The sequence below is a fragment of the uncultured Brevundimonas sp. genome, from assembly GCF_963974615.1.
GTDB lineage: Bacteria > Pseudomonadota > Alphaproteobacteria > Caulobacterales > Caulobacteraceae > Brevundimonas.
Genome location: NZ_CAXBDH010000002.1, coordinates 102,050 through 120,471, shown reverse-complemented (window position 1 = coordinate 120,471; position 18,422 = coordinate 102,050). Strand labels below are relative to the sequence as shown.

Here is an 18,422-nt window from a genome sequence, read left to right as displayed (position 1 = left end):
GTGGAACCTTACGCCACTGCCGATCAGGTCTGGGCCGGCGGTCTGATATTCGCGCGGATCGGCGCGGTCCTGATGATGCTGCCGGGCGTGGGCGAGAGCTATGTGCCGCCCCGCATCCGGCTGGCCCTGGCGCTGTCAGTGTCGCTGGTCCTGTGGCCGGTGGTCGCCGGGGCGCTTCCCGGTCTGCCGGCGAGCGTGGGGGGTATGGCCGGCTGGATCATCCGTGAGGTGATCACCGGGTTGATGATCGGGGCCCTGTTGCGGGCCTTCATGATCGCCCTGTCCACCGCGGGCGAGGTGGTGTCGCTGCAGACGACCCTGAGCTTTTCCCAGACGGCCAACCCGATGCAGGCCCAGCCCGGCACGACCCTTTCGGCCTTTCTGATGTTGCTGGGTACGACGCTGATCTTCGCCACCAATACCCATCACCTGTTCATTGCCGGGCTGGTCGGATCGTATGAATTGATCGCTCCGGCGCGGCCGCTGATGACTGAGGATTTTGTCACCCTCGCTATCCGGACCGTCGCCGACAGCTTTGCCCTGGGGGTGCAGCTGGCGGCCCCGGTGATCGTCTTCGCCCTGGTCTTCAATCTCGCGTCCGGTCTGGTGGCGCGGGTCATGCCGGCCTTCCAGATATTCTTCGCCGCGGCCCCCCTGAGCGTAATTCTGGGGCTGTCGGTTTTCGCCCTGTCACTGGGCGTGGTGGGCACCGTCTTCATCGACCGGTATCGCGCCCTGGCGCGGATTTTCGCGGGGGGTGCCGGTGGCTGACGCACCTGATCCCGAGTCGAAAACAGAAGAGGCGACCCCGCGAAAACTTGAGGACGCCCGAAAAAAGGGCGATGTCGCCAAATCACCGGATGTCGCCTCGGCGATGAGCCTGATGGGGGCGGCCGCCGTAATCATCCTGGGCGGCGGCTGGTTTTTGCCCCGTATGGCCGAAGATCTGCTGCCCTTTATCGCCGCGCCCCAGGCCATGATGGGCGCGCTGGACTCCGGGGCCGGGGTCGAGATCGGACTCCGTGCCCTGTCGGTCGCGGGGCCCTTTCTGGGCGCGGTGATGCTGGCCACCATTCTGGGCGGTGCCGGCGGCAACCTGGCCCAGTCAGGCCTGACCTTCAGCGCCGAGAAGCTGAAACCCAAATGGGACAAGATCAGCCCGATCGCGGGCTTCAAGCGCATCTTCGGTCCCGACGGACTGATGCAGTTCGTGAAGACCTTCGCCAAGCTGGTGGCGATCGGTGTGATCTGCTGGATCGTGATCAAATCCCATTTGCGGGATTTCGAAACCATGGCGGCGATCAACCCTGTGGCCGTGTTGCCGGCGGCGCGGGACCTGGTCATCGCCGTGATGTCCGCCACCCTGATCTTTCTCGCCTTCACCGCGGGCGCGGATTTCCTGTGGCAGAAATTCCGCTTCGCCAAGCGGATGCGGATGTCGAAGGAAGAGCTGAAGGAAGACTACAAACAGGCCGAAGGTGACCCCCATGTGAAGGCCAAGCTGAAGCAGATCCGGGCCCAGAAGAGTCGTCAGCGGATGATGCAGGCGGTGCCGACGGCGACAGTGATCGTGACCAACCCGACCCACTATTCGGTAGCGCTGCGCTATGAGCCGGACAAGGGCGACGGCGCGCCGATATGCGTGGCCAAGGGCGTCGACTCCCTGGCCCTGCGCATCCGTGAGGTGGCGAAGGAGCACAAGGTGCCGATCATCGAGAATATCCCGCTGGCCCGGGCCCTGTATGCGTCTGTCGAGGTCGATGAAGTCATCCCGCGCGCGCATTTCGAGGCGGCGGCCCGGGTCATCGGCTTCGTCATGCAAGGGCGAAAGAAGCGCTAGGATGCAAAAAGCGTATGCTGTGGTCAGCGAATCGGCTCCGCGAGGCCCCATGCAGTCCCAGAGTTGGCAAGCCCAGACCCGTCCGGCCCTAGACCCCCTGCTGATTCTCATGGCGGTGGGCTTTATTGTGGCCGTCGGTGCCCTGGCCTATCCGGCGTTCCGGAGCAATCCGTTCAGTGCCCCGGGACTGATGCTGATCTTTACCGCCGCAGCGGTCGCTGTGATCTTGTGGTTCGCCTTCGGCCGCAGTGAGGCCCAGCGTCCCACGGGAGATGTCTCGGTCGAGATGCTGGACGCCCTGGCCGAGCCGGCGGCCCTGGTCTGGACCAGCGGACAGGTGCTGGCCTTCAATGCCGCCTGGGCCGAAGAGAACGGAGCCATGGTGACCCTGCCCCGGGGACAGTCGAGCGCGGCCCTGTACATGGCCTTCGCCCAGGCCCGGGAAGGCGAGCAGGCCCGGGCCATCGTCACCATCGGCGCGCGCGAGATCGAGGTGCTGATCGGTCGCGCGGGCGAGGGCCGGTTTCTGGTCCGGGCCGCACCGGACGCCGTGCTGGGTCTGGCTCACGCGCCGGTCGCGGCGGCCGGCGGCGGGGCCAGCTCCGCCGAGGGGCGAGCCATGGCGGCGGGGGCGCCGTTCGGCTCGGCGGTCATCGCTCATGACGATATTTTTTCAGGCCGGATCGAGGAGCCGAACGCGGCCCTGGCCCTGCTGACCGGGCCGGCCTCGGCGCGCAACGCGGCCTTCGGTCATCTGTTCGAGCCGAACGGCGTGATTGAGGCCCGGACCAAGCTGACGGACGGATCCAGCGGTCCGATCGAACTGGTGGCGCGGGCCCACCCCGAGCGGATGCTGCACCTGTATGTGGCTCCGGAAGGTGACAAACGCCGCATCTGGCTGTTCGATGTTTCGGCCCAGAAGTCGATGGAGCTGCAGCTCAGCCAGGCCCAGAAGATGCAGGCCGTCGGCCAGCTGGCCGGCGGCGTGGCCCATGACTTCAACAATCTGCTGACCGCCATCCAGCTGCAGCTGTCGGGCCTGCTGGAGCGGCATCCGGTCGGGGATCCCTCCTATGAGGGACTGAACGAAATCCGCCAGACGGCGATCCGCGCCGCCGATCTGGTGCGCAAGCTGCTGGCCTTCTCGCGCAAGTCGACGGTTCGGCGCGAGCGGCTGGACCTGGGTGAACTGGTCGGTGAATTCGCGGTGTTGCTGCGCCGCCTGCTGCGCGAGGACGTCAGGCTGGAAACTGACTACGGCCGCGACCTGCCGATCGTTCTGGCTGACAAGAGTCAGCTGGAGACGGCGGTGATGAACCTGGCCGTCAATGCCCGCGACGCCATGCGCGGGGTGGTCGAGCCGGGCGCGGGGGTGGTCACCATCCGCACCCGTCGCCTGACCGGCGACGAGGCGCGGGCCATGGGTTGGCACGATGTTGCAGTCGAGGAGGTCGCCCTGATCGAGGTGTCGGACACCGGGGTCGGCGTCCCTCCCGAAATTCTCGGCAAGATTTTCGAACCCTTTTTCACCACCAAGGCGGTCAATGAGGGGACCGGCATGGGGCTGGCCACGGTCTATGGCATCGTCGAACAGGCCGGCGGCCATATCAATGTCGTCAATCTGGAGGGGGCGGGGGCGGCCTTCCGTATCTTCCTGCCCGCCGCCGCCGAGGCTGAACTGGCCGAGGTCGCCCCGGTCGAGATCAAGATCAAGACCCCGCGCGACCTGTCGGGGGCCGGACGCATATTGTTCGTCGAGGACGAGGCCGCCGTGCGCGGTATCGCCGCCAAACTGCTGCGCCAGCGCGGTTATGAGGTGATCGAGGCTGCCGACGGCGAGGAGGCCCTGGTGCTGGCCGAGGAATGGGCCGGCAAGATCGATATGATGATTTCCGATGTCATCATGCCGGGCCTGGACGGGCCCAGCCTGCTGAAAAAGGCCCGCCAGTATCTGGGTGACGCGCCCGTGATGTTCATTTCGGGCTATGCCGAGAGCGACTTTTCGGACCTGTTACAGGACGAGGTTGGGGTGTCCTTCCTGCCCAAACCGCTGGACATCAAGATTCTGGCCGAACGAGTGAAGCTGGAACTGCGCGGCGAATAGACCGCCGGAGTTCGCTGCCGCCGCCGCACATTGCCTATGTTTCACTTGCGGATGCGGATTGCTGCGCCTCTGTTGCCCTTCCAATTCGGAGAGCGTTGCCATGATCGATCGTCGCCGCCTGCTTCTTTCCGCCGTCGCCGGAGTCGCCCTAGCCGGACCGGCCGGGACCGCTCTGGCCCGGGTTGCCGCGCCGGGCTCCGATCCCGCCGAAGCCGCCAAGCTGAACGGCATTCTCGATGCGATGTTCGCGATTATTCTGGCCAAGTCGGCCATGGCCGCCAGCTATATGGGCCTCGACAAGGGTGACAATGCCGCCGCCAAGACGCGGCTGGACATGCTGACGCCGACGGATCTGGCCGAGCGCGAGGCCTTCAGCCGCGAATATACCGACAAGCTCAAGGCCATCGACGCGTCGAAGCTGGCCGGGATGGATGCGGTCAATCTGGCGACCGTCCTTTATGACGGTGAGACCACCAATATCGGCCTCGACCGCTACCGGTTCGGCAATACCGGTTCGCCCAACCCCTACCGGATCAGCCAGCTGGGTGGGGCCTATCGAGAAATCCCCGACTTCCTCGACACGATCCATGGGATCGAGACCACGGCCGACGCCGAAGCCTATCTGTCGCGCCTCGATGCCTTCGGCGACCTGCTGGACCAGGAGACCGTCCTGGTCCGCGAGGACATGGGCAAGGGCATCGTGTCGCCAGACTTCGTCATCGACCGGACCCTGACCCAGATGAAAAACGGGCTTGAGCCCGCGCCCGCCGATTCGGGACTGGTGACGTCGTTGAGTCGTCGTGCCGCAGAGGCTGGGGTCCAGGGCGACTGGACCACGCGGGCCACGGCCATCGTCGCGGACAAGGTCTATCCGGCCCTTCAGCGTCAGGTGGATCTGTTTGAAGCGGCCCGTCCCGGTGCCCGTCACGACGCGGGCGTCTGGGCCCTGCCGCATGCGGACGGCTATTATGAATACGGCCTCCGCAATTACACCACGACCCGGCTGACCGGGGCCGAGGTGCATCAACTGGGCCTGACCCAGGTGGCCGAGATCACCGCCGCAGCCGATGCTATCCTGAAGGCCGAAGGGATGACCGAAGGCACGGTAGGTGCGCGTTTGGCGGTCATGGCCAAGGATCCGCGCTTCATCTATCCGAACACCGACGCCGGCAAGCAGCAGCTGCTGGACGAACTGAACGTGCAGATGGCGGCCATGCAGGCTCGGCTGCCCGACTATTTCGGCATCCTGCCCAAGGCCTCGGTCGATATCCGCCGTGTACCGCCGGCGATCGAGGCCGGTGCGCCGGGTGGCTACTATCAGGGTCCAAGCCTGGATGGCTCGCGACCCGGGGCCTATTACATCAACCTGCGCGACACGGCGGAATGGCCGAAATGGACCCTGCCGACCCTGACCTATCACGAGGCGATTCCGGGGCACCATCTGCAGGTCACCTTGGCCACAGAGGCCCAGGGCATTCCGACCATCCGCAAACTGATCGGCTTCTCGGCCTATTCGGAAGGCTGGGCCCTGTATTCGGAACAGTTGGCCGATGAAATGGGGGTCTACGCCGACGACCCTTGGGGGCGGTTGGGCTATCTGCAAAGCCTGTTGTTCCGGGCCACCCGCCTGGTCGTGGACTCGGGCCTGCATCACAACCGCTGGAGCCGGGAACAGGCGATCCAGTATATGGTTGCCACCCTGGGTGACCAGGAATCGAGCGTCACCACCGAGGTCGAGCGCTATTGCGTGTGGCCGGGGCAGGCCTCGAGCTACAAGGTCGGCCACACCGAATGGGTGCGGCTGCGTGAGGAGGCCAGGACGCAGCTGGGTGACCGGTTCGACATCAAGAGTTTCCACGACACGGCCCTGGCCTCGGGCAGCATGCCGCTTGAGGTGCTGAAGACGGTGGTTGGAGAGTGGGTGGAGAGCCGCAAGGCCTGACACCGGACGGCGGTCGGTCTTGCTATTGACCCCGTGGGGGTGCGCTATCGGCGCGTTCCTTCAGGAGTTGAGCCATGATCGATCGCCGCCGTCTGCTGCAAACCGCCACCGCTGCCGGGGTCCTGGTGCCCCTCGCGTCCTGCGCCACGATCTCCGGTGCCGGGTCCGCCACAGCCCGGGCTGATGCCCTGGTGGCCGCGATCGGGGAAGCGGCGGTGGACGCCAATCCCCAGTTGGCGACCAATCTGGGGCTCGACAAGGGCGTGCGCGCCGGCCTGAAGGCGCAACTGGCTCCCCGTGGCGTTCAGGCCCGCAACGCTGCGATCGCCAACAACAGCGCGTGGCTGTCGCGGATACGCACGATCGATCGGTCCGGGCTGAGCGGTCAGAGCGCCGTCAGTTTCGACGTGGTCAAATTTCAGGCTGAAGCGCTGGATGAGGCCAAGGGCTTCGGATACGGCGATTTCGGTTTTGTCGACGCCAGCGCCTATCCGATCCAGCCCTATACGATCACCCAGCTGACCGGGACCTATCAGTTCCTGCCGGACTTCCTCGACACCCAGCACACGATCGAAACACCGCAGGATGCCGAGGCCTATCTTTCGCGCCTGTCGGCCATGGCCCGGGTGATGGATCAGGAAACCGGGTCGGTTCAGGCGGATGCGGGCAAGGGTGTGGTCCCGCCTGATTTCATCATCCGCAAAGCCTTGATGCAGATGCGTTCGCTGCGGGCTCCGGCCGCAGCTGCGGCGGGTCTGACGACCAGTGTCGCCCGGCGCACGGCAGCCAAGGGGCTGGCCGGAGACTGGGCCGGTCGCGCGGCCCGGATTGTCGAACGCGAGGTCTATCCGGCGTTGGACCGGCAGATTGCCCTGATGGACGCACTGCTGCCGCGGGCGACGTCGAACGCCGGCATCTGGGATCTGCCGGAAGGTGCGGCCTATTACGCCGCCGATCTGAAGTTGATGACCACCACCGGGATGAGACCCGACGACATTCATGAGCTGGGGCTGGACCAGTCCAAGGCGATCCTGTCGCGCATGGACGGGATCCTGAAAGCCCAAGGGATGACCCAGGGCACGGTCGGGGCCCGGATGGCCGCGCTCGGCAAGGATCCGCGTTTCCTCTATCCGAACACGGATGCGGGCAAAGCGCAGGTGCTGGTCGATCTGAATGCCCAGGTCGTCGACATGCAGGCCCGGCTGCCGGCCTATTTCGGTCGGCTGCCCAAGGCGGCGGTCGAGGTCCGCCGGGTGCCGCCGGCGATCGAGGTCGGCGCGCCCGGTGGCTATGCCGTGTCGCCCAGCCTGGATGGCTCGCGGCCCGGGGCCTATTACATCAACCTGCGGGACACGGCGGAATGGCCGAAATGGTCGCTGCCGACCCTGACCTATCACGAGGCGCTGCCGGGCCATCACCTGCAAGGGACGCTGGCGATCGAGAACGAGGCGCTGCCGTTGATCTCGAAGGCGCTGTTCTTCAGCGCCTATGGCGAGGGCTGGGCCCTGTATTCGGAACAGCTGGCCGACGAGATGGGTGTTTACGCCAACGATCCGTTCGGGGAGCTGGGCTATCTGCAGAGCCTGTTGTTCCGTGCCTCGCGACTGGTGGCGGACACCGGGCTGCATCACAAGCGCTGGAGCCGGGAACAGGCGATCCGCTACATGGTCGACACGGGTGGCGACGAGGAAACCTCGATCACCTCCGAGATCGAACGCTATTGCGTCTGGCCAGGTCAGGCCTGCAGCTACAAGATCGGCCATACCGAATGGGTACGGCTGCGCGAGGACGCCCGGGCGACGCTGGGTCCGCGCTTTGATATCCGCGGCTTCCACGACACCGCGCTGGCGGCCGGGGCCATGCCGCTGGACGTGCTGCAGACGGTGGTCGGGGAGTGGGTGGCGTCCCGGCGAGGCTGACGCCGGAGCCTCAATCTTCCGGCGAGCGTGTCCGCCACAGCGTCGGCCATAGTGCAACGGGAATATTCCAGAGGTCTTTTGTGGCCTGTTCCGACTGAAGGGCAAAGGTTTCGCCGGTCCAGACCCAATGCTGAATCTGGCCGGCGCTGCCGGTGCCGGACAACCAGACAAAGTGGCTGAGGGTCCGCGTGGCCGGATCATATTCGGCGGTGACGAAGTCCACGGTCGGTTCCAGCGCTCCCGCCGGCGTCAGGGGTCGCGGATCGCGTCCGCCCGGGCCGGTCAGGTACATCAGATGGCCGATGTGGGAGGCAGCCACGAAACAGTTGGGGCCCCAAAGCTCGGTCGCGGCATCCAGTCGCGCGGACACGGCCAGGTCGGGCCGGGCGCTGTCCGGCCACTCCCGGCGGCAGGCCCGGATTTGCGGCATGGCATCAACGGACTGCGGCACCGGTGCTCCCAGGCCGAAACCGGTCTGGTCAACGGGCGGGGCCGCCGTGACCAGCGGCAGGACCGGCGCAGGCGGCACGGCCGAGGCGGGACGGTCACCGCGCAGCAGCATGGCAGTGGTGGTCTGGCGGCGCCCCTGACGGCGATCGACCCATGCCAGGGCCTGCCGCATGCCGGACAGGGATAATGAGGTATCCTCTTCGCCGCCGGTCAGGGTCATGGACCGTCCGGTCGCCAAGGCGACGATCAGGTGGCGCGCGGCGTCACCGTCGAGCCGGCCGAGTCCGTCTTTCGGAGTCAGGCTCGACCAGACGATCGGAAACACCTGACTGTTTATGCGGAGGGCTGGACCCGTACCGTCTTCGCGGGGGTCAATGCCGACTGTGATGTCGGGAGCTGCGTCCGGACCCGCGGGCATGATGATCAGGACAAAGCCGGTCAAATGCCCTTCGTAGCCAGTGTAGGCCGTGCAACGCCCGCCGTTGTCACAGGCCACCCGCCAGTCCTGAAACGATCGGGTGACCGGAACGGACATTGCCGCTGTGTTCTGCGCCGAAGACGGCTCAATGCCGACGCCGGTGACCAGCATCAGGGCCGCCGCAGTCATGATCAGAATCCGCATGGTCTCTCCCCGGTTCTTCGCCCGTTCCGTCCCCGGGCGGATCACGCCGGTACCGCTTCTGCGACCGACCCCGACCAAGCTACCGCACATCCGGCGATGTGACGATTCCAGCCCCAGGCCGAAGGATCGCCCCCGCACTCAAACCAAGAGACCGTCGGCCTGACGCAGGCGGTTATGAATATCCGTCGCCGCGACGGCGGCCTCGGCGGTGGCGACGGCGATCTGGTTGAGACCCCGCACGACGTCACCGGCGGCATAGAGACCGGGCACACTGGTGGCCTGATGCAGGTTGACCAGCAGGCGGCCATCCTCGTCTACATCAGCATTGAGACCGTGGGCCAGGGACGCGTTGGCCGAGGTGCCGAGGGCTGAATAGACCAGATCGAAAGTCTGGAACTGCCCGCCCCAGCCCAGGGCGGTGACGCGATCGCTCTCGATCTCGACGTTCTCGATCGGCGTTTCCACGAGGGCGATGCCGAGCCGGGTCAGGGCTTCGCGATCGGTCAGGGCCTCGGGTCGGCCGGTATGGATCAGGGTGACCCGGTCAGAATAGGTGCGCAGGAAGGCGGCCTCGCGGACACCTTTGTCATTGTCGCCGATGACCGCTACGGCCTTGTCGACGGCTTCATAACCGTCACAGATCGGGCAGATACGGACCAGGGATCGCTGAATGGCGCGCTCGACGCCGGGCAGATCCGGATGGTGATCGACCACGCCGGTGGCGAGCAGGACGGCACGGACCGCGAAAGTCCGGCCGTTGAGTTCGGCCCGGAAGGTTTCGCCGTCGCGGGTCAGGTGCTCGACACGCCCCCCCTCGATCACCGCACCGTATTCCCGTGCCTGTTCGCGCATCCGGCTCAGGATGTGATCGCCCGTGATGCCCTCGGGAAAGCCGGGCATATTGTGGCTGACCGGAATCCAGCTGGCTCGTGGCTCATCTCCGTCGGCGACCAGGACCCGGCGTCGGAACCGGGCCAGATAGGTGGCGGCGGTCAGGCCGGCGGGACCGGCACCGATGACCAGGATTTCGGGGTCGGTGTCCGTCATCGGGTGCGCCGGAGCCTCGCTGAGCCATCCGTATCAATCGGACTCAACGCCATTGACCCTGGCCGGGTCTCACCCCGGCTCTTCGCCTCATCCAGCAGGCCCCGCATGAGGGCCTCATCGATCAATACGGGCGGTTCGCCGAAGCGGTCGATCCAGCGCTGGATCAGGGACTGGGTTTGCGGCGACATGCGGTTTTCCTGAGGCGTGGGGGCTTGAAAAGAGAAATCCTGATCGTCCGCCGGGTTCAGCGTCACCATGGATGACTTTTTCGAGGCACGGTTAACCGGGGGGCGGTTTAAGGGGGCCGGGGTTTGCGACCTGCGTCCGGCCCGCTATACCGCCCGTCACCCATTCCTTCCCCAAAGCTCAGAGGCGCAAACCGCATGGCCAAGATCAAGGTCGCCAATCCCATCGTGGACATCGACGGCGACGAAATGACCCGGATCATCTGGCAGATGATCAAGGACAAGCTGGTCTTCCCGTTTCTGGACCTCAAGCTCGACTATTACGACCTGGGCATGGAACATCGCGACGCCACCGACGACCAGGTGACGATCGACGCGGCTCACGCGATCCAGAAGCACGGCGTCGGCGTCAAATGTGCCACCATCACCCCGGACGAGGCCCGGGTGACCGAGTTCGGCCTGAAGAAGATGTGGAAGTCGCCCAACGGCACGATCCGCAACATCCTCGGCGGCGTCGTCTTCCGCGAGCCGATCATCTGCAAGAACGTGCCGCGGCTGGTGCCGGGCTGGACCCAGCCGATCGTGGTCGGCCGTCACGCCTTCGGCGACCAGTACAAGGCCACTGACTTCCTGGTGCCCGGCCCCGGCAAGCTGACGATGAAGTTCGAAGGCACCGACGGCAAGGTCATCGAACACGAGGTGTTTCAGTTCCCGTCGTCCGGCGTGGCCATGGGCATGTACAACCTCGATGACTCGATCACCGAATTCGCCCGCGCCAGCCTGGCTTTCGGCCTGCAGCGCAATTTCCCGGTCTATCTGTCGACCAAGAACACCATCCTGAAAGCCTATGACGGCCGCTTCAAGGACATCTTCCAGAAGGTGTTCGACGAGGAATTCGCCGACAAGTTCAAGACCGCGGGCCTGACCTATGAGCACCGGCTGATCGACGACATGGTGGCCGCGGCGATCAAATGGTCGGGCGGGTTCGTCTGGGCCTGCAAGAACTACGACGGTGACGTCCAGTCCGACGTCGTGGCCCAGGGCTTCGGCTCGCTGGGTCTGATGACCTCGGTGCTGATGACGCCGGACGGCAAGATCCTCGAGTCGGAAGCCGCGCATGGCACTGTCACCCGCCACTATCGCCAGCACCAGAAGGGCGAGGCCACCTCGACCAACTCGATCGCCTCGATCTACGCCTGGACGCGCGGCTTCAACCACCGCGGCAAGCTGGACGGCAACCAGCCCCTGATCGACTTCGCCCAGACCCTGGAGCGGGTCGTGGTCGAGACCGTCGAGGCCGGTTACATGACCAAGGACCTGGCCCTGCTGGTCGGCGATCAGCAGAGCTGGCTGACCACTGAAGGCTTCATCGACAAGGTCGCCGAAAACCTGACCAAGGCGATGAAGTAGCCGCAGGGCGCTAGCATTCGCCGCGCGGCGGCTCACTGCTTGAGCGCGAGCTCGCGTCGGGTCGAGAAGGCGGAGCCTTCTGACCGCGAGCCAAGAAAGAAGGCCCGCCGGATTTCGTGTCCGGCGGGCCTTTTGTTTGTGACCGGGCCCGCATGGTGCAAGGTTGCCGCGAACGTGACGGGAGTCCGCCTGTGAAACGCCTTTTCGGCAATCTGTTCGTCATCGCCCTGGTGGCGGCGGTCGTGTCCTTCTTCGCCGCCCCGGCCGTGGCCTTTTTCGCCATCCGGTCAGCGGCCGACGCCAATGACGCGGCCGGGCTGGAACGGTTGATCGACTATGCGGCGGTGCGCCGGTCGTTGCGGCCGCAGTTGTCCGGAAATCCGGCGGCCACGGCCCCGGCTCCGTCCTTCCTCGAGGATCCGATCGGTGCGGTGCGGCGGCAGCTGGAACCGGCCGTGGTCGGTGCGCCGGATCCCGACGTCTATCTGACGCCCGCGGCCCTGGCCGCCCTGAGCCGGGGCGAGGGTCGCGATGCGTCGCAGCACACGGGTCCGGTGGTGCAGGCTGAGGCGGCCGACCCGATGCCCCGTCCGGTGTTCTGGGGCATCAACCGGGCGCGGCTGTCGGTGACCGATGAAGGGGGTACGGCCACGGTCTTCACCTTCGAGCGCAAGGGGCCGTTCGAATGGAAGCTGGTCCATGTCGGGCTGCCCGACCGGGTGACCTCACCGGCTGCAGGGTCGGCGACCGCCGGATAGACCGGGCTGGCGAAGCGTTCCGAGTCAGGGCAACCCTAGGCTTTGCTGCACGTTCAAGGCCTGGAGTAATCGTATGAACCGCAAGCCGCTGACCGGCATTATCGTCGCTGTGGTCACCCTGTTTCTGGTGGCCTATTTCGCCTCGCCGATTCTGGCGGTGCGGGCGCTGACCCGGGCGGCAAAAGCCGGGGACGAGGCGGCGCTGACGCGGCTGGTCGACTTTCCCGAATTCCGCGACAGCCTGAAAGGCGAGTTGAACAGCAAGCTGGTCGACCGGATGCGGGCCGATCCGCGCAGTGAAGATCCGGTCCTGTCGGGTCTGGGGCGCTGGCTGGCCCCGGCCCTGGTGTCGGGCGTGGTGGACGCCTTCGTCACCCCCGCAGCGGTCGCCACCATGGTCCGCACCGCCGAGGCTCCGGATCCGGTGGACCGGCAGCCCCGACCGGCTCCGGCTGAAAGCAACGGCGAGGACGACCGGGACATTCACCAGACGTGGCGCTATCGCGACCTGAACACCTTCGCGGTCGGCTTGAGCAACAAACGTCATCCGGATCAGCATCTGGTGTTGCTGATGCAGCGCCGCGGCCTGTTCGGCTGGCAGCTGGCCGGGATCGACCTGACCGCGCCGTCCGAAGACGACCCGATCTAGCCCTTCAGGACAGTTCGGATCGCCGTCAGACCCTCTTCGGCCTTTGCGCCGTCGGGAGCCCCGCCCTGGGCGAAGTCCGGCTTGCCGCCCGCGCCCTGTCCGCCCATCGCGATCACCGCCGCGCGCGCCAGATCGGTGGCATTGACCTTGCCGGCCATGTCCGAGGTCACGGCCACGGTGACGGCGGCCTTGCCGTCGGTGACACCGATCAGGGCCACCACGCCCGATCCGACCTGTTTGCGGAAGTCCTCGGCCACGCCGCGCAGCCCCTTGCCGTCGACCCCGTCGAGGATGCGGGCGATCAGTTTGATGCCGTTGATCTCTTCCGGCGCGGCACTCGCACCTGAGCCGCCGCCGAGGGCCAGCTGCTTCTTCAGCTCGGCGACCTGTTTTTCCAGGGCCTTGCGGTCGGTGCTCAGGGCCTCGACCCGGGCCGGAACGTCCAGCGGCTGAACCTTGAAGGTCTGGGCCAGCTGGCGGGCGACATTGGCCTGGGCCAGCAGATACTGGCGCGCGGCCTCGCCGGCGACGGCCTCGATCCGGCGCACGCCGGCGGCGATGCCGGTTTCGGAGACGATCTTGAACAGGGCGATATCGCCGGTGCGGGCGACGTGGGTGCCGCCGCACAATTCCACTGAATAGGCCCCATCTTCGGTCAGCGAGCGACCCAGCGTCAGGACGCGGACCTCGTCGCCGTATTTCTCGCCGAACAGAGCCACGGCTCCGGCCTCGATGGCCTTTTCCGGGGCCATGAGCTCGGTGGCGGCGGGCAGGTTCTGGCGGATGACGGCGTTCACCTCATCCTCCATCCGGGCCAGTTCGTCTTCGGTGACCGGGGCGTTGTGGCTGAAGTCGAAGCGCAGACGCTCGGCATCGACCATCTGGCCTTTCTGGGCCACGTGCGGACCCAGCACATTTTTCAGGGCCGCGTGCAGCAGGTGGGCGGCCGAGTGGTTGGCGCGGGTCGTCAGCCGGGCCGCGGCGTCGACGCGCAGTTGAACCGAGGCTCCAATGGCCAGGGTGCCGGATGTGATGGCGATCTTGTGGGCGAACAGGTCCTGGGCGTGCTTTTGGACGTCGAGAACGGTGCCTGCGCCCTGCTGGCCTGAGCCGTCGGTCCATTCGATCTCGCCACGATCGCCGGCCTGGCCGCCGCCTTCGCCGTAGAAGGGCGTCTTGTCGAACAGGACCTCGGCAGTCTGGCCGCTCTCGAGGGTGTCGACCGAGGCCCCGTCCTGAACGATGGCCAGCACTGCGCCGGTGCCGTCGGTGGTGTCGTAGCCGGTGAACTCCGTGGCCCCGAGACGATCGCGCAGGGCCAGCCATTCGGCCGTCGAGGCGGTCTGGCCCGAGCCGGTCCAGTGCTCGCGCGAACGGCTGCGCTGTTCTTCCATCGCGGCGTCGAAGGCGTTGGTATCGACCGAGAAGCCACGGCGGCGGGCCTCGTCCTGGGTCAGGTCCAGCGGAAAGCCATAGGTGTCATACAGGGTGAAGGCGGTCTGACCTGACAGGACGCCGCCTTCGCCGAGGTCTTTCGATGCATCTTCCAGCAGGCCCATGCCGCGGCCCAGGGTGGTGCGGAAGCGGATCTCTTCCTGCTTCAGGGTGTCGGTGATGAAGGCCTCGGCCCGCTTGAGCTCGGGATAGGCCTCGCCCATTTCGGCGACCAGGGTCGGGACCAGACGGTGCATCAGCGGATCGGCCGCGCCGAGCAGATGAGCGTGGCGCATGGCCCGGCGCATGATGCGACGCAGGACGTAGCCGCGACCCTCGTTCGAGGGCGTGACGCCGTCAGCGATCAGAAAGGACGAGCTGCGCAGGTGGTCGGCGATGACCCGGTGGCTGGGCGCGCGGTCGCCCTCGGCACTGGTGTGGGTCGCGTGTTCCGAGGCGGCGATCAGGGTGCGGAACAGATCGGTCTCATAGTTGGAATGAACGCCCTGCAGCACGGCGGCGACGCGTTCCAGGCCCATGCCGGTGTCGATCGAGGGTTTGGGCAGCATCGAGCGACTGCCGTCGGCGGCCTGGTCGAACTGCATGAAGACCAGGTTCCAGATCTCGACCCAGCGGTCACCGTCCTCTTCGGGGGTTCCCGGAGGGCCGCCCCAGATATGGTCGCCGTGGTCGTAGAATATCTCGGTGCACGGACCGCAGGGGCCAGTGTCGCCCATCGACCAGAAATTGTCGGAGCCGGCGATGCGGGTGATGCGGCTCTCGGGCAGGCCGGCGATCTTCTTCCAGAGCTCAACCGCCTCGTCGTCGTCGATGTAGACGGTGGCCATCAGCCGGTCTTTGGGGATGCCGAAGTCTTTGGTGATCAGGTTCCAGGCCATCTCGATGGCGTGTTCCTTGAAATAGTCACCGAAGGAAAAATTCCCCATCATTTCAAAGAAGGTGTGGTGGCGGGCCGTGTAGCCGACGTTGTCCAGGTCGTTGTGCTTGCCACCGGCGCGCACGCATTTCTGGGCGGAGGTGGCGCGGGTGTAGGGGCGCTTCTCCTGACCGGTGAAGACGTTCTTGAACGGGACCATGCCGGCGTTGACGAACAGCAGGGTCGGATCGTTCTGCGGCACCAGCGGCGCGGACTGGACCTTCGCGTGACCGTCGGCCGCGAAATAGTCGAGGAAGCTGGAGCGGATCTGTTTCAGGCTGGACATGAGGGCGCACGTTCGGTCGTCGGGAGGGAGGGCGAACGGGCGTCATATATGGCTTCGCCCCTCAACGCATCACCCGCGCGACATTGCAGCCCTTCGGCGCTGGATTTTATCGGTGATTTCGGGTGTTGTCCCGACATGAACAATGCGCCGAGAGACGAGATCATCGCCTGGGCCCTGGTGATGGAGGCCTATGGCCGGGACTGGGACGCGACGTTCGATAACCGGCCCGGCTATTTCACCCAGGAGTTCTGGTACCTGCTGATCCTGGCGACGATCGCCCACTGGCGCGACCGGCCCATGAGCATGAGCCAGGCCTGCCACGCCATGAAGAGCGGATCGAACCGCACGCGTGAGGAACGGATCAAGCGTGCGGTGGATGACGGTTATCTGGTCAAGAACCGCGGTGAGGAAGACGGCCGCGCCGCCCTGGTCTTGCCGACGCCCAAGCTCGAGGAGCTTATTCTCGGTCATCTCGAGCGGACCCTCACCGCCGTCAAACAGATGATCCTCAAGGACTGAGGCGCGCGGGAAACCCGCAGAATTTGCGTGTAAATCCGGAACAATATCTTCGCTAGTCCGGCGCGCGTCGCCGTGGTCCCCTCCGCTCAACCGAGACTGTCCGTGAAGGACGGCGGGGGGAGGATCGAGATGAGCTATCAATTGAAGCGTTCCGGCGCGCGCGCCCTGTTGTGGGTCAGTGGAATTGCGCTGATGGCCGCTGCCGCGCCGGCAGCCGCCCAGCAGGCCCCTGAAGCCAACGGGCAGACAACTACGGTCGACGAGATCGTGGTTACCGCCCGCCGCCGCGACGAGCGGCTGCAGGACGTTCCGGTGGCGGTTACCGCCCTGAGCTCGGCCACGCTGGAAACCTTGCAGGCGACCGACATCGGCGATCTGCAGGGAGCCGTGCCCAATCTGTCGCTTCACGTCGGTGATGCGTCGAACGCGGTGGTCTATATCCGCGGCGTCGGCCAGGTGGACAGTCTGGCCTTCGCCGACCCGGGCGTCGGCATCTATATCGACGACGTCTATCTGGGGCGCGCACAGGGAGCCTTCCTGTCGGTCTATGACGTCGACCGGATCGAGGTCCTGCGCGGCCCGCAAGGGACGCTCTACGGGCGCAATACCATTGGCGGGGCGGTCAAATTCGTGTCGACACCGCTCAGCGCCGAACCCGGCGGCCGGGTCGAGCTTTCGGTCGGTGACTATGGTCTGCGGGCATTCCGGGGTGCGCTGGGCGGTGCTCTGGCCGGGGACAATCTGCTGGCCAAGGCGGCAGTGTCGCTGACGCAGCGGGACGGCTATGCTCACAATGCCTTCGACGGTCGCAGCGACGGAGATCAGGACCAGATCGCCGGGCGTCTGGCCTTTGAATACCGGCCGTCCGACGATGTCAGCCTGCGCCTGAACATCGACGCTTCGCGTGACCGTCCTGACACCTCGCGCACACCTGCCCGGGCCACGTCGGTGTTCGGTCTGTACCCGGCCACGACGACTGATCCGTTCCAGGTTGATGCGGATTATAACGACCTGGCCAATCTGGACACCTTCGGTGTGTCCCTGACCGGAGAGTGGGTCCTGTCGGACACTCTGACGGCCAAATCGATCACGGCCTATCGGACGATGGACTACATCACCCATCTGGATCTGGACGCGACCCCGATGCCGTTCTTCGGCATTTATGATGACGAGCAGCAGAGCCAGTTCAGTCAGGAACTGCAGTTGACCTATGCTGGTGAGCGCTGGAACGTGGTCGGCGGGCTGTTTTATTTCGATGAAACCGACAGCACCTTCGCGGGCTTGTTCGGTCCGGCGATCAGCGTGATCACCGCCGAACTGAACGACTATCATAACCGTAGCTGGGCGGCCTACGGACAGGGATCGTACGAGCTGGGCGAGCGGCTGAACCTGACGGCGGGCCTGCGATATACCTATGAACAAAAGGATTTCGTTCGTACCCAGGATCTGATCCTGGGTGGGACGACCACACCCCGACGCGGGGACACGGGTTTCCGTCTGGCCAGTATCGACACGTCGAGCGACTGGTCGTCGCTGACGCCGAAGATCGGGCTGGATTACCGGGTGTCCGACGATGTTCTGGCCTATGTCAGCATCAGTCAGGGCTTCAAGTCGGGTGGTTTCGACGGTCGGGCGGGCGATGCCACCGGTGCCACCCCTTATGAGCCCGAAACGCTGTGGGCCTATGAGGCCGGGTTGAAATCAACCCTGTTCGATCACCGCCTGATCGCCAATCTGGCGATGTTCTGGAATGACTATACCGACCTGCAGCTGTCCAGCTTCACGGCGGATTCAGGCGGCGGCTTTCGGGCGCTGTTCACCAATGCCGGTGCGGCGACCATTCGCGGCGTCGAACTCGAGCTGATGGCCCGACCGACCGCGGCGCTGAATCTCACCGCGGTCGTCAGCTATCTGGATGGCGAGTATGACGAATATATCGGACCCGGGGGGCTGGACATCAGCAACCAGCGCACCCTGGTCAACGCGCCGGAATGGTCGGGGCGTCTGGGGGGAGTCTATACCGTCGACATGGGGCCGGGCGGGATGTTCAAATTCGGTGCCGACGCCTCCTACCGCTCCAAGACCTATCCGACCGTCTCGTCCAGCGAAGTCGTGGCGCAAGGAGCGTTTACCCTGGTCGACGCCTTTGCGCGCTGGGAGGCGTCGTCCGGCCGCTATTTCGCGGAACTGGGTGGCAAGAACCTGACCGACGAGCGTTATATCGAGCACGCCTTCGATCTGTCGGCCTCGCCGGGATATCAGCTGGCCTATTACGGGGCCCCCCGCACCGTCCGCTTCACCGTCGGCGCGCGTTTCTAGG

Annotated in this window: 14 protein-coding genes; 10 read left to right on the top strand and 4 right to left on the bottom strand. The window is 65.6% G+C overall.

Translation table 11 applies throughout. From position 1 onward, the window contains the following. The 5 genes from fliR to AAC050_RS01865 all read left to right on the top strand — a co-directional run bounded on the left by fliR (position 1) and on the right by AAC050_RS01865 (position 7,805). The gene (gene fliR, locus AAC050_RS01885; protein ID WP_339913348.1) at positions 1–771 is read left to right on the top strand and encodes a flagellar biosynthetic protein FliR; all 771 of its coding nucleotides are present in this window, start codon (positions 1–3) and stop codon (positions 769–771) included. After that, positions 764–1,840: a flagellar biosynthesis protein FlhB gene (gene flhB / locus AAC050_RS01880; protein ID WP_339913347.1), complete on the top strand. Its 1,077-nt coding sequence runs from the start codon at positions 764–766 to the stop codon at positions 1,838–1,840. Before fliR ends, flhB begins: the two co-directional genes overlap by 8 nt. A 49-nt stretch (positions 1,841–1,889) precedes the next feature. Continuing rightward, complete coding sequence (locus tag AAC050_RS01875; protein WP_339913346.1) at positions 1,890–3,944, top strand: ATP-binding protein; 2,055 nt, start codon at positions 1,890–1,892, stop codon at positions 3,942–3,944. 100 nt (positions 3,945–4,044) lie between these two features. Next, the gene (locus AAC050_RS01870) at positions 4,045–5,886 is read left to right on the top strand and encodes a DUF885 family protein (RefSeq protein ID WP_339913345.1); all 1,842 of its coding nucleotides are present in this window, start codon (positions 4,045–4,047) and stop codon (positions 5,884–5,886) included. 74 nt (positions 5,887–5,960) lie between these two features. Beyond that, positions 5,961–7,805: a DUF885 family protein gene (locus AAC050_RS01865; protein WP_339913344.1), complete on the top strand. Its 1,845-nt coding sequence runs from the start codon at positions 5,961–5,963 to the stop codon at positions 7,803–7,805. 10 nt (positions 7,806–7,815) lie between these two features. Here AAC050_RS01865 and AAC050_RS01860 read toward each other — a convergent pair whose 3' ends face one another. From AAC050_RS01860 to AAC050_RS01850, 3 genes are all read right to left on the bottom strand, one after another. Continuing rightward, the gene (locus tag AAC050_RS01860) at positions 7,816–8,877 is read right to left on the bottom strand and encodes a DUF1176 domain-containing protein (protein WP_339913343.1); all 1,062 of its coding nucleotides are present in this window, start codon (positions 8,875–8,877) and stop codon (positions 7,816–7,818) included. A gap of 138 nt (positions 8,878–9,015) precedes the next feature. Beyond that, a complete protein-coding gene (locus AAC050_RS01855; protein WP_339913342.1) occupies positions 9,016–9,924 on the bottom strand; it encodes an NAD(P)/FAD-dependent oxidoreductase in 909 nt (302 codons plus the stop codon). Next, positions 9,921–10,112, bottom strand: a complete 192-nt coding sequence (locus AAC050_RS01850; RefSeq protein WP_339913341.1) for a hypothetical protein — start codon at positions 10,110–10,112, stop codon at positions 9,921–9,923. Before AAC050_RS01850 ends, AAC050_RS01855 begins: the two co-directional genes overlap by 4 nt. 195 nt (positions 10,113–10,307) lie before the next feature. Here AAC050_RS01850 and AAC050_RS01845 point away from each other — a divergent pair, with 195 nt between their 5' ends. From AAC050_RS01845 to AAC050_RS01835, 3 genes are all read left to right on the top strand, one after another. Then, complete coding sequence (locus tag AAC050_RS01845) at positions 10,308–11,519, top strand: NADP-dependent isocitrate dehydrogenase (RefSeq protein WP_339913340.1); 1,212 nt, start codon at positions 10,308–10,310, stop codon at positions 11,517–11,519. 191 nt (positions 11,520–11,710) lie between these two features. Further along, positions 11,711–12,277, top strand: a complete 567-nt coding sequence (locus AAC050_RS01840; protein WP_339913339.1) for a DUF2939 domain-containing protein — start codon at positions 11,711–11,713, stop codon at positions 12,275–12,277. A 73-nt stretch (positions 12,278–12,350) separates the two neighbouring features. Beyond that, positions 12,351–12,926 (top strand): DUF2939 domain-containing protein, encoded by a 576-nt coding sequence (locus AAC050_RS01835; RefSeq protein ID WP_339913338.1) that lies wholly within the window; start codon positions 12,351–12,353, stop codon positions 12,924–12,926. On the opposite strand, the gene alaS is transcribed toward AAC050_RS01835, so the two are convergent. Next, on the bottom strand, positions 12,923–15,583 hold the full coding sequence (gene alaS / locus AAC050_RS01830) for an alanine--tRNA ligase (protein ID WP_339913337.1): 2,661 nt from the start codon (positions 15,581–15,583) through the stop codon (positions 12,923–12,925). The two genes, AAC050_RS01835 and alaS, sit on opposite strands and share 4 nt — an antisense overlap. Positions 15,584–15,718: 135 nt before the next feature. Here alaS and AAC050_RS01825 point away from each other — a divergent pair, with 135 nt between their 5' ends. Both AAC050_RS01825 and AAC050_RS01820 read left to right on the top strand, forming a co-directional pair. Next, positions 15,719–16,102, top strand: coding sequence for a hypothetical protein (locus AAC050_RS01825; protein ID WP_339913336.1), 384 nt, complete (start codon positions 15,719–15,721; stop codon positions 16,100–16,102). Positions 16,103–16,231: 129 nt separating this feature from the next. Further along, entirely contained in the window at positions 16,232–18,421 is a 2,190-nt protein-coding gene (locus AAC050_RS01820) for a TonB-dependent receptor (protein WP_339913335.1), read from the top strand. Position 18,422 lies beyond the last annotated feature (1 nt).

What these genes read in the sequence shown, in the direction of transcription:
- AAC050_RS01820 (WP_339913335.1), top strand. Translation starts at nt 16,232, where the DNA reads ATGAGCTATCAATTGAAGCGTTCCGGCGCGCGCGCCCTGTTGTGGGTC.
- AAC050_RS01845 (WP_339913340.1), top strand. Translation starts at nt 10,308, where the DNA reads ATGGCCAAGATCAAGGTCGCCAATCCCATCGTGGACATCGACGGCGAC.
- AAC050_RS01855 (WP_339913342.1), bottom strand. Translation starts at nt 9,924, where the DNA reads ATGACGGACACCGACCCCGAAATCCTGGTCATCGGTGCCGGTCCCGCC.
- AAC050_RS01850 (WP_339913341.1), bottom strand. Translation starts at nt 10,112, where the DNA reads ATGTCGCCGCAAACCCAGTCCCTGATCCAGCGCTGGATCGACCGCTTC.
- AAC050_RS01865 (WP_339913344.1), top strand. Translation starts at nt 5,961, where the DNA reads ATGATCGATCGCCGCCGTCTGCTGCAAACCGCCACCGCTGCCGGGGTC.
- AAC050_RS01825 (WP_339913336.1), top strand. Translation starts at nt 15,719, where the DNA reads ATGAACAATGCGCCGAGAGACGAGATCATCGCCTGGGCCCTGGTGATG.
- AAC050_RS01835 (WP_339913338.1), top strand. Translation starts at nt 12,351, where the DNA reads ATGAACCGCAAGCCGCTGACCGGCATTATCGTCGCTGTGGTCACCCTG.
- AAC050_RS01870 (WP_339913345.1), top strand. Translation starts at nt 4,045, where the DNA reads ATGATCGATCGTCGCCGCCTGCTTCTTTCCGCCGTCGCCGGAGTCGCC.
- AAC050_RS01875 (WP_339913346.1), top strand. Translation starts at nt 1,890, where the DNA reads ATGCAGTCCCAGAGTTGGCAAGCCCAGACCCGTCCGGCCCTAGACCCC.
- alaS (WP_339913337.1), bottom strand. Translation starts at nt 15,583, where the DNA reads ATGTCCAGCCTGAAACAGATCCGCTCCAGCTTCCTCGACTATTTCGCG.
- AAC050_RS01860 (WP_339913343.1), bottom strand. Translation starts at nt 8,877, where the DNA reads ATGCGGATTCTGATCATGACTGCGGCGGCCCTGATGCTGGTCACCGGC.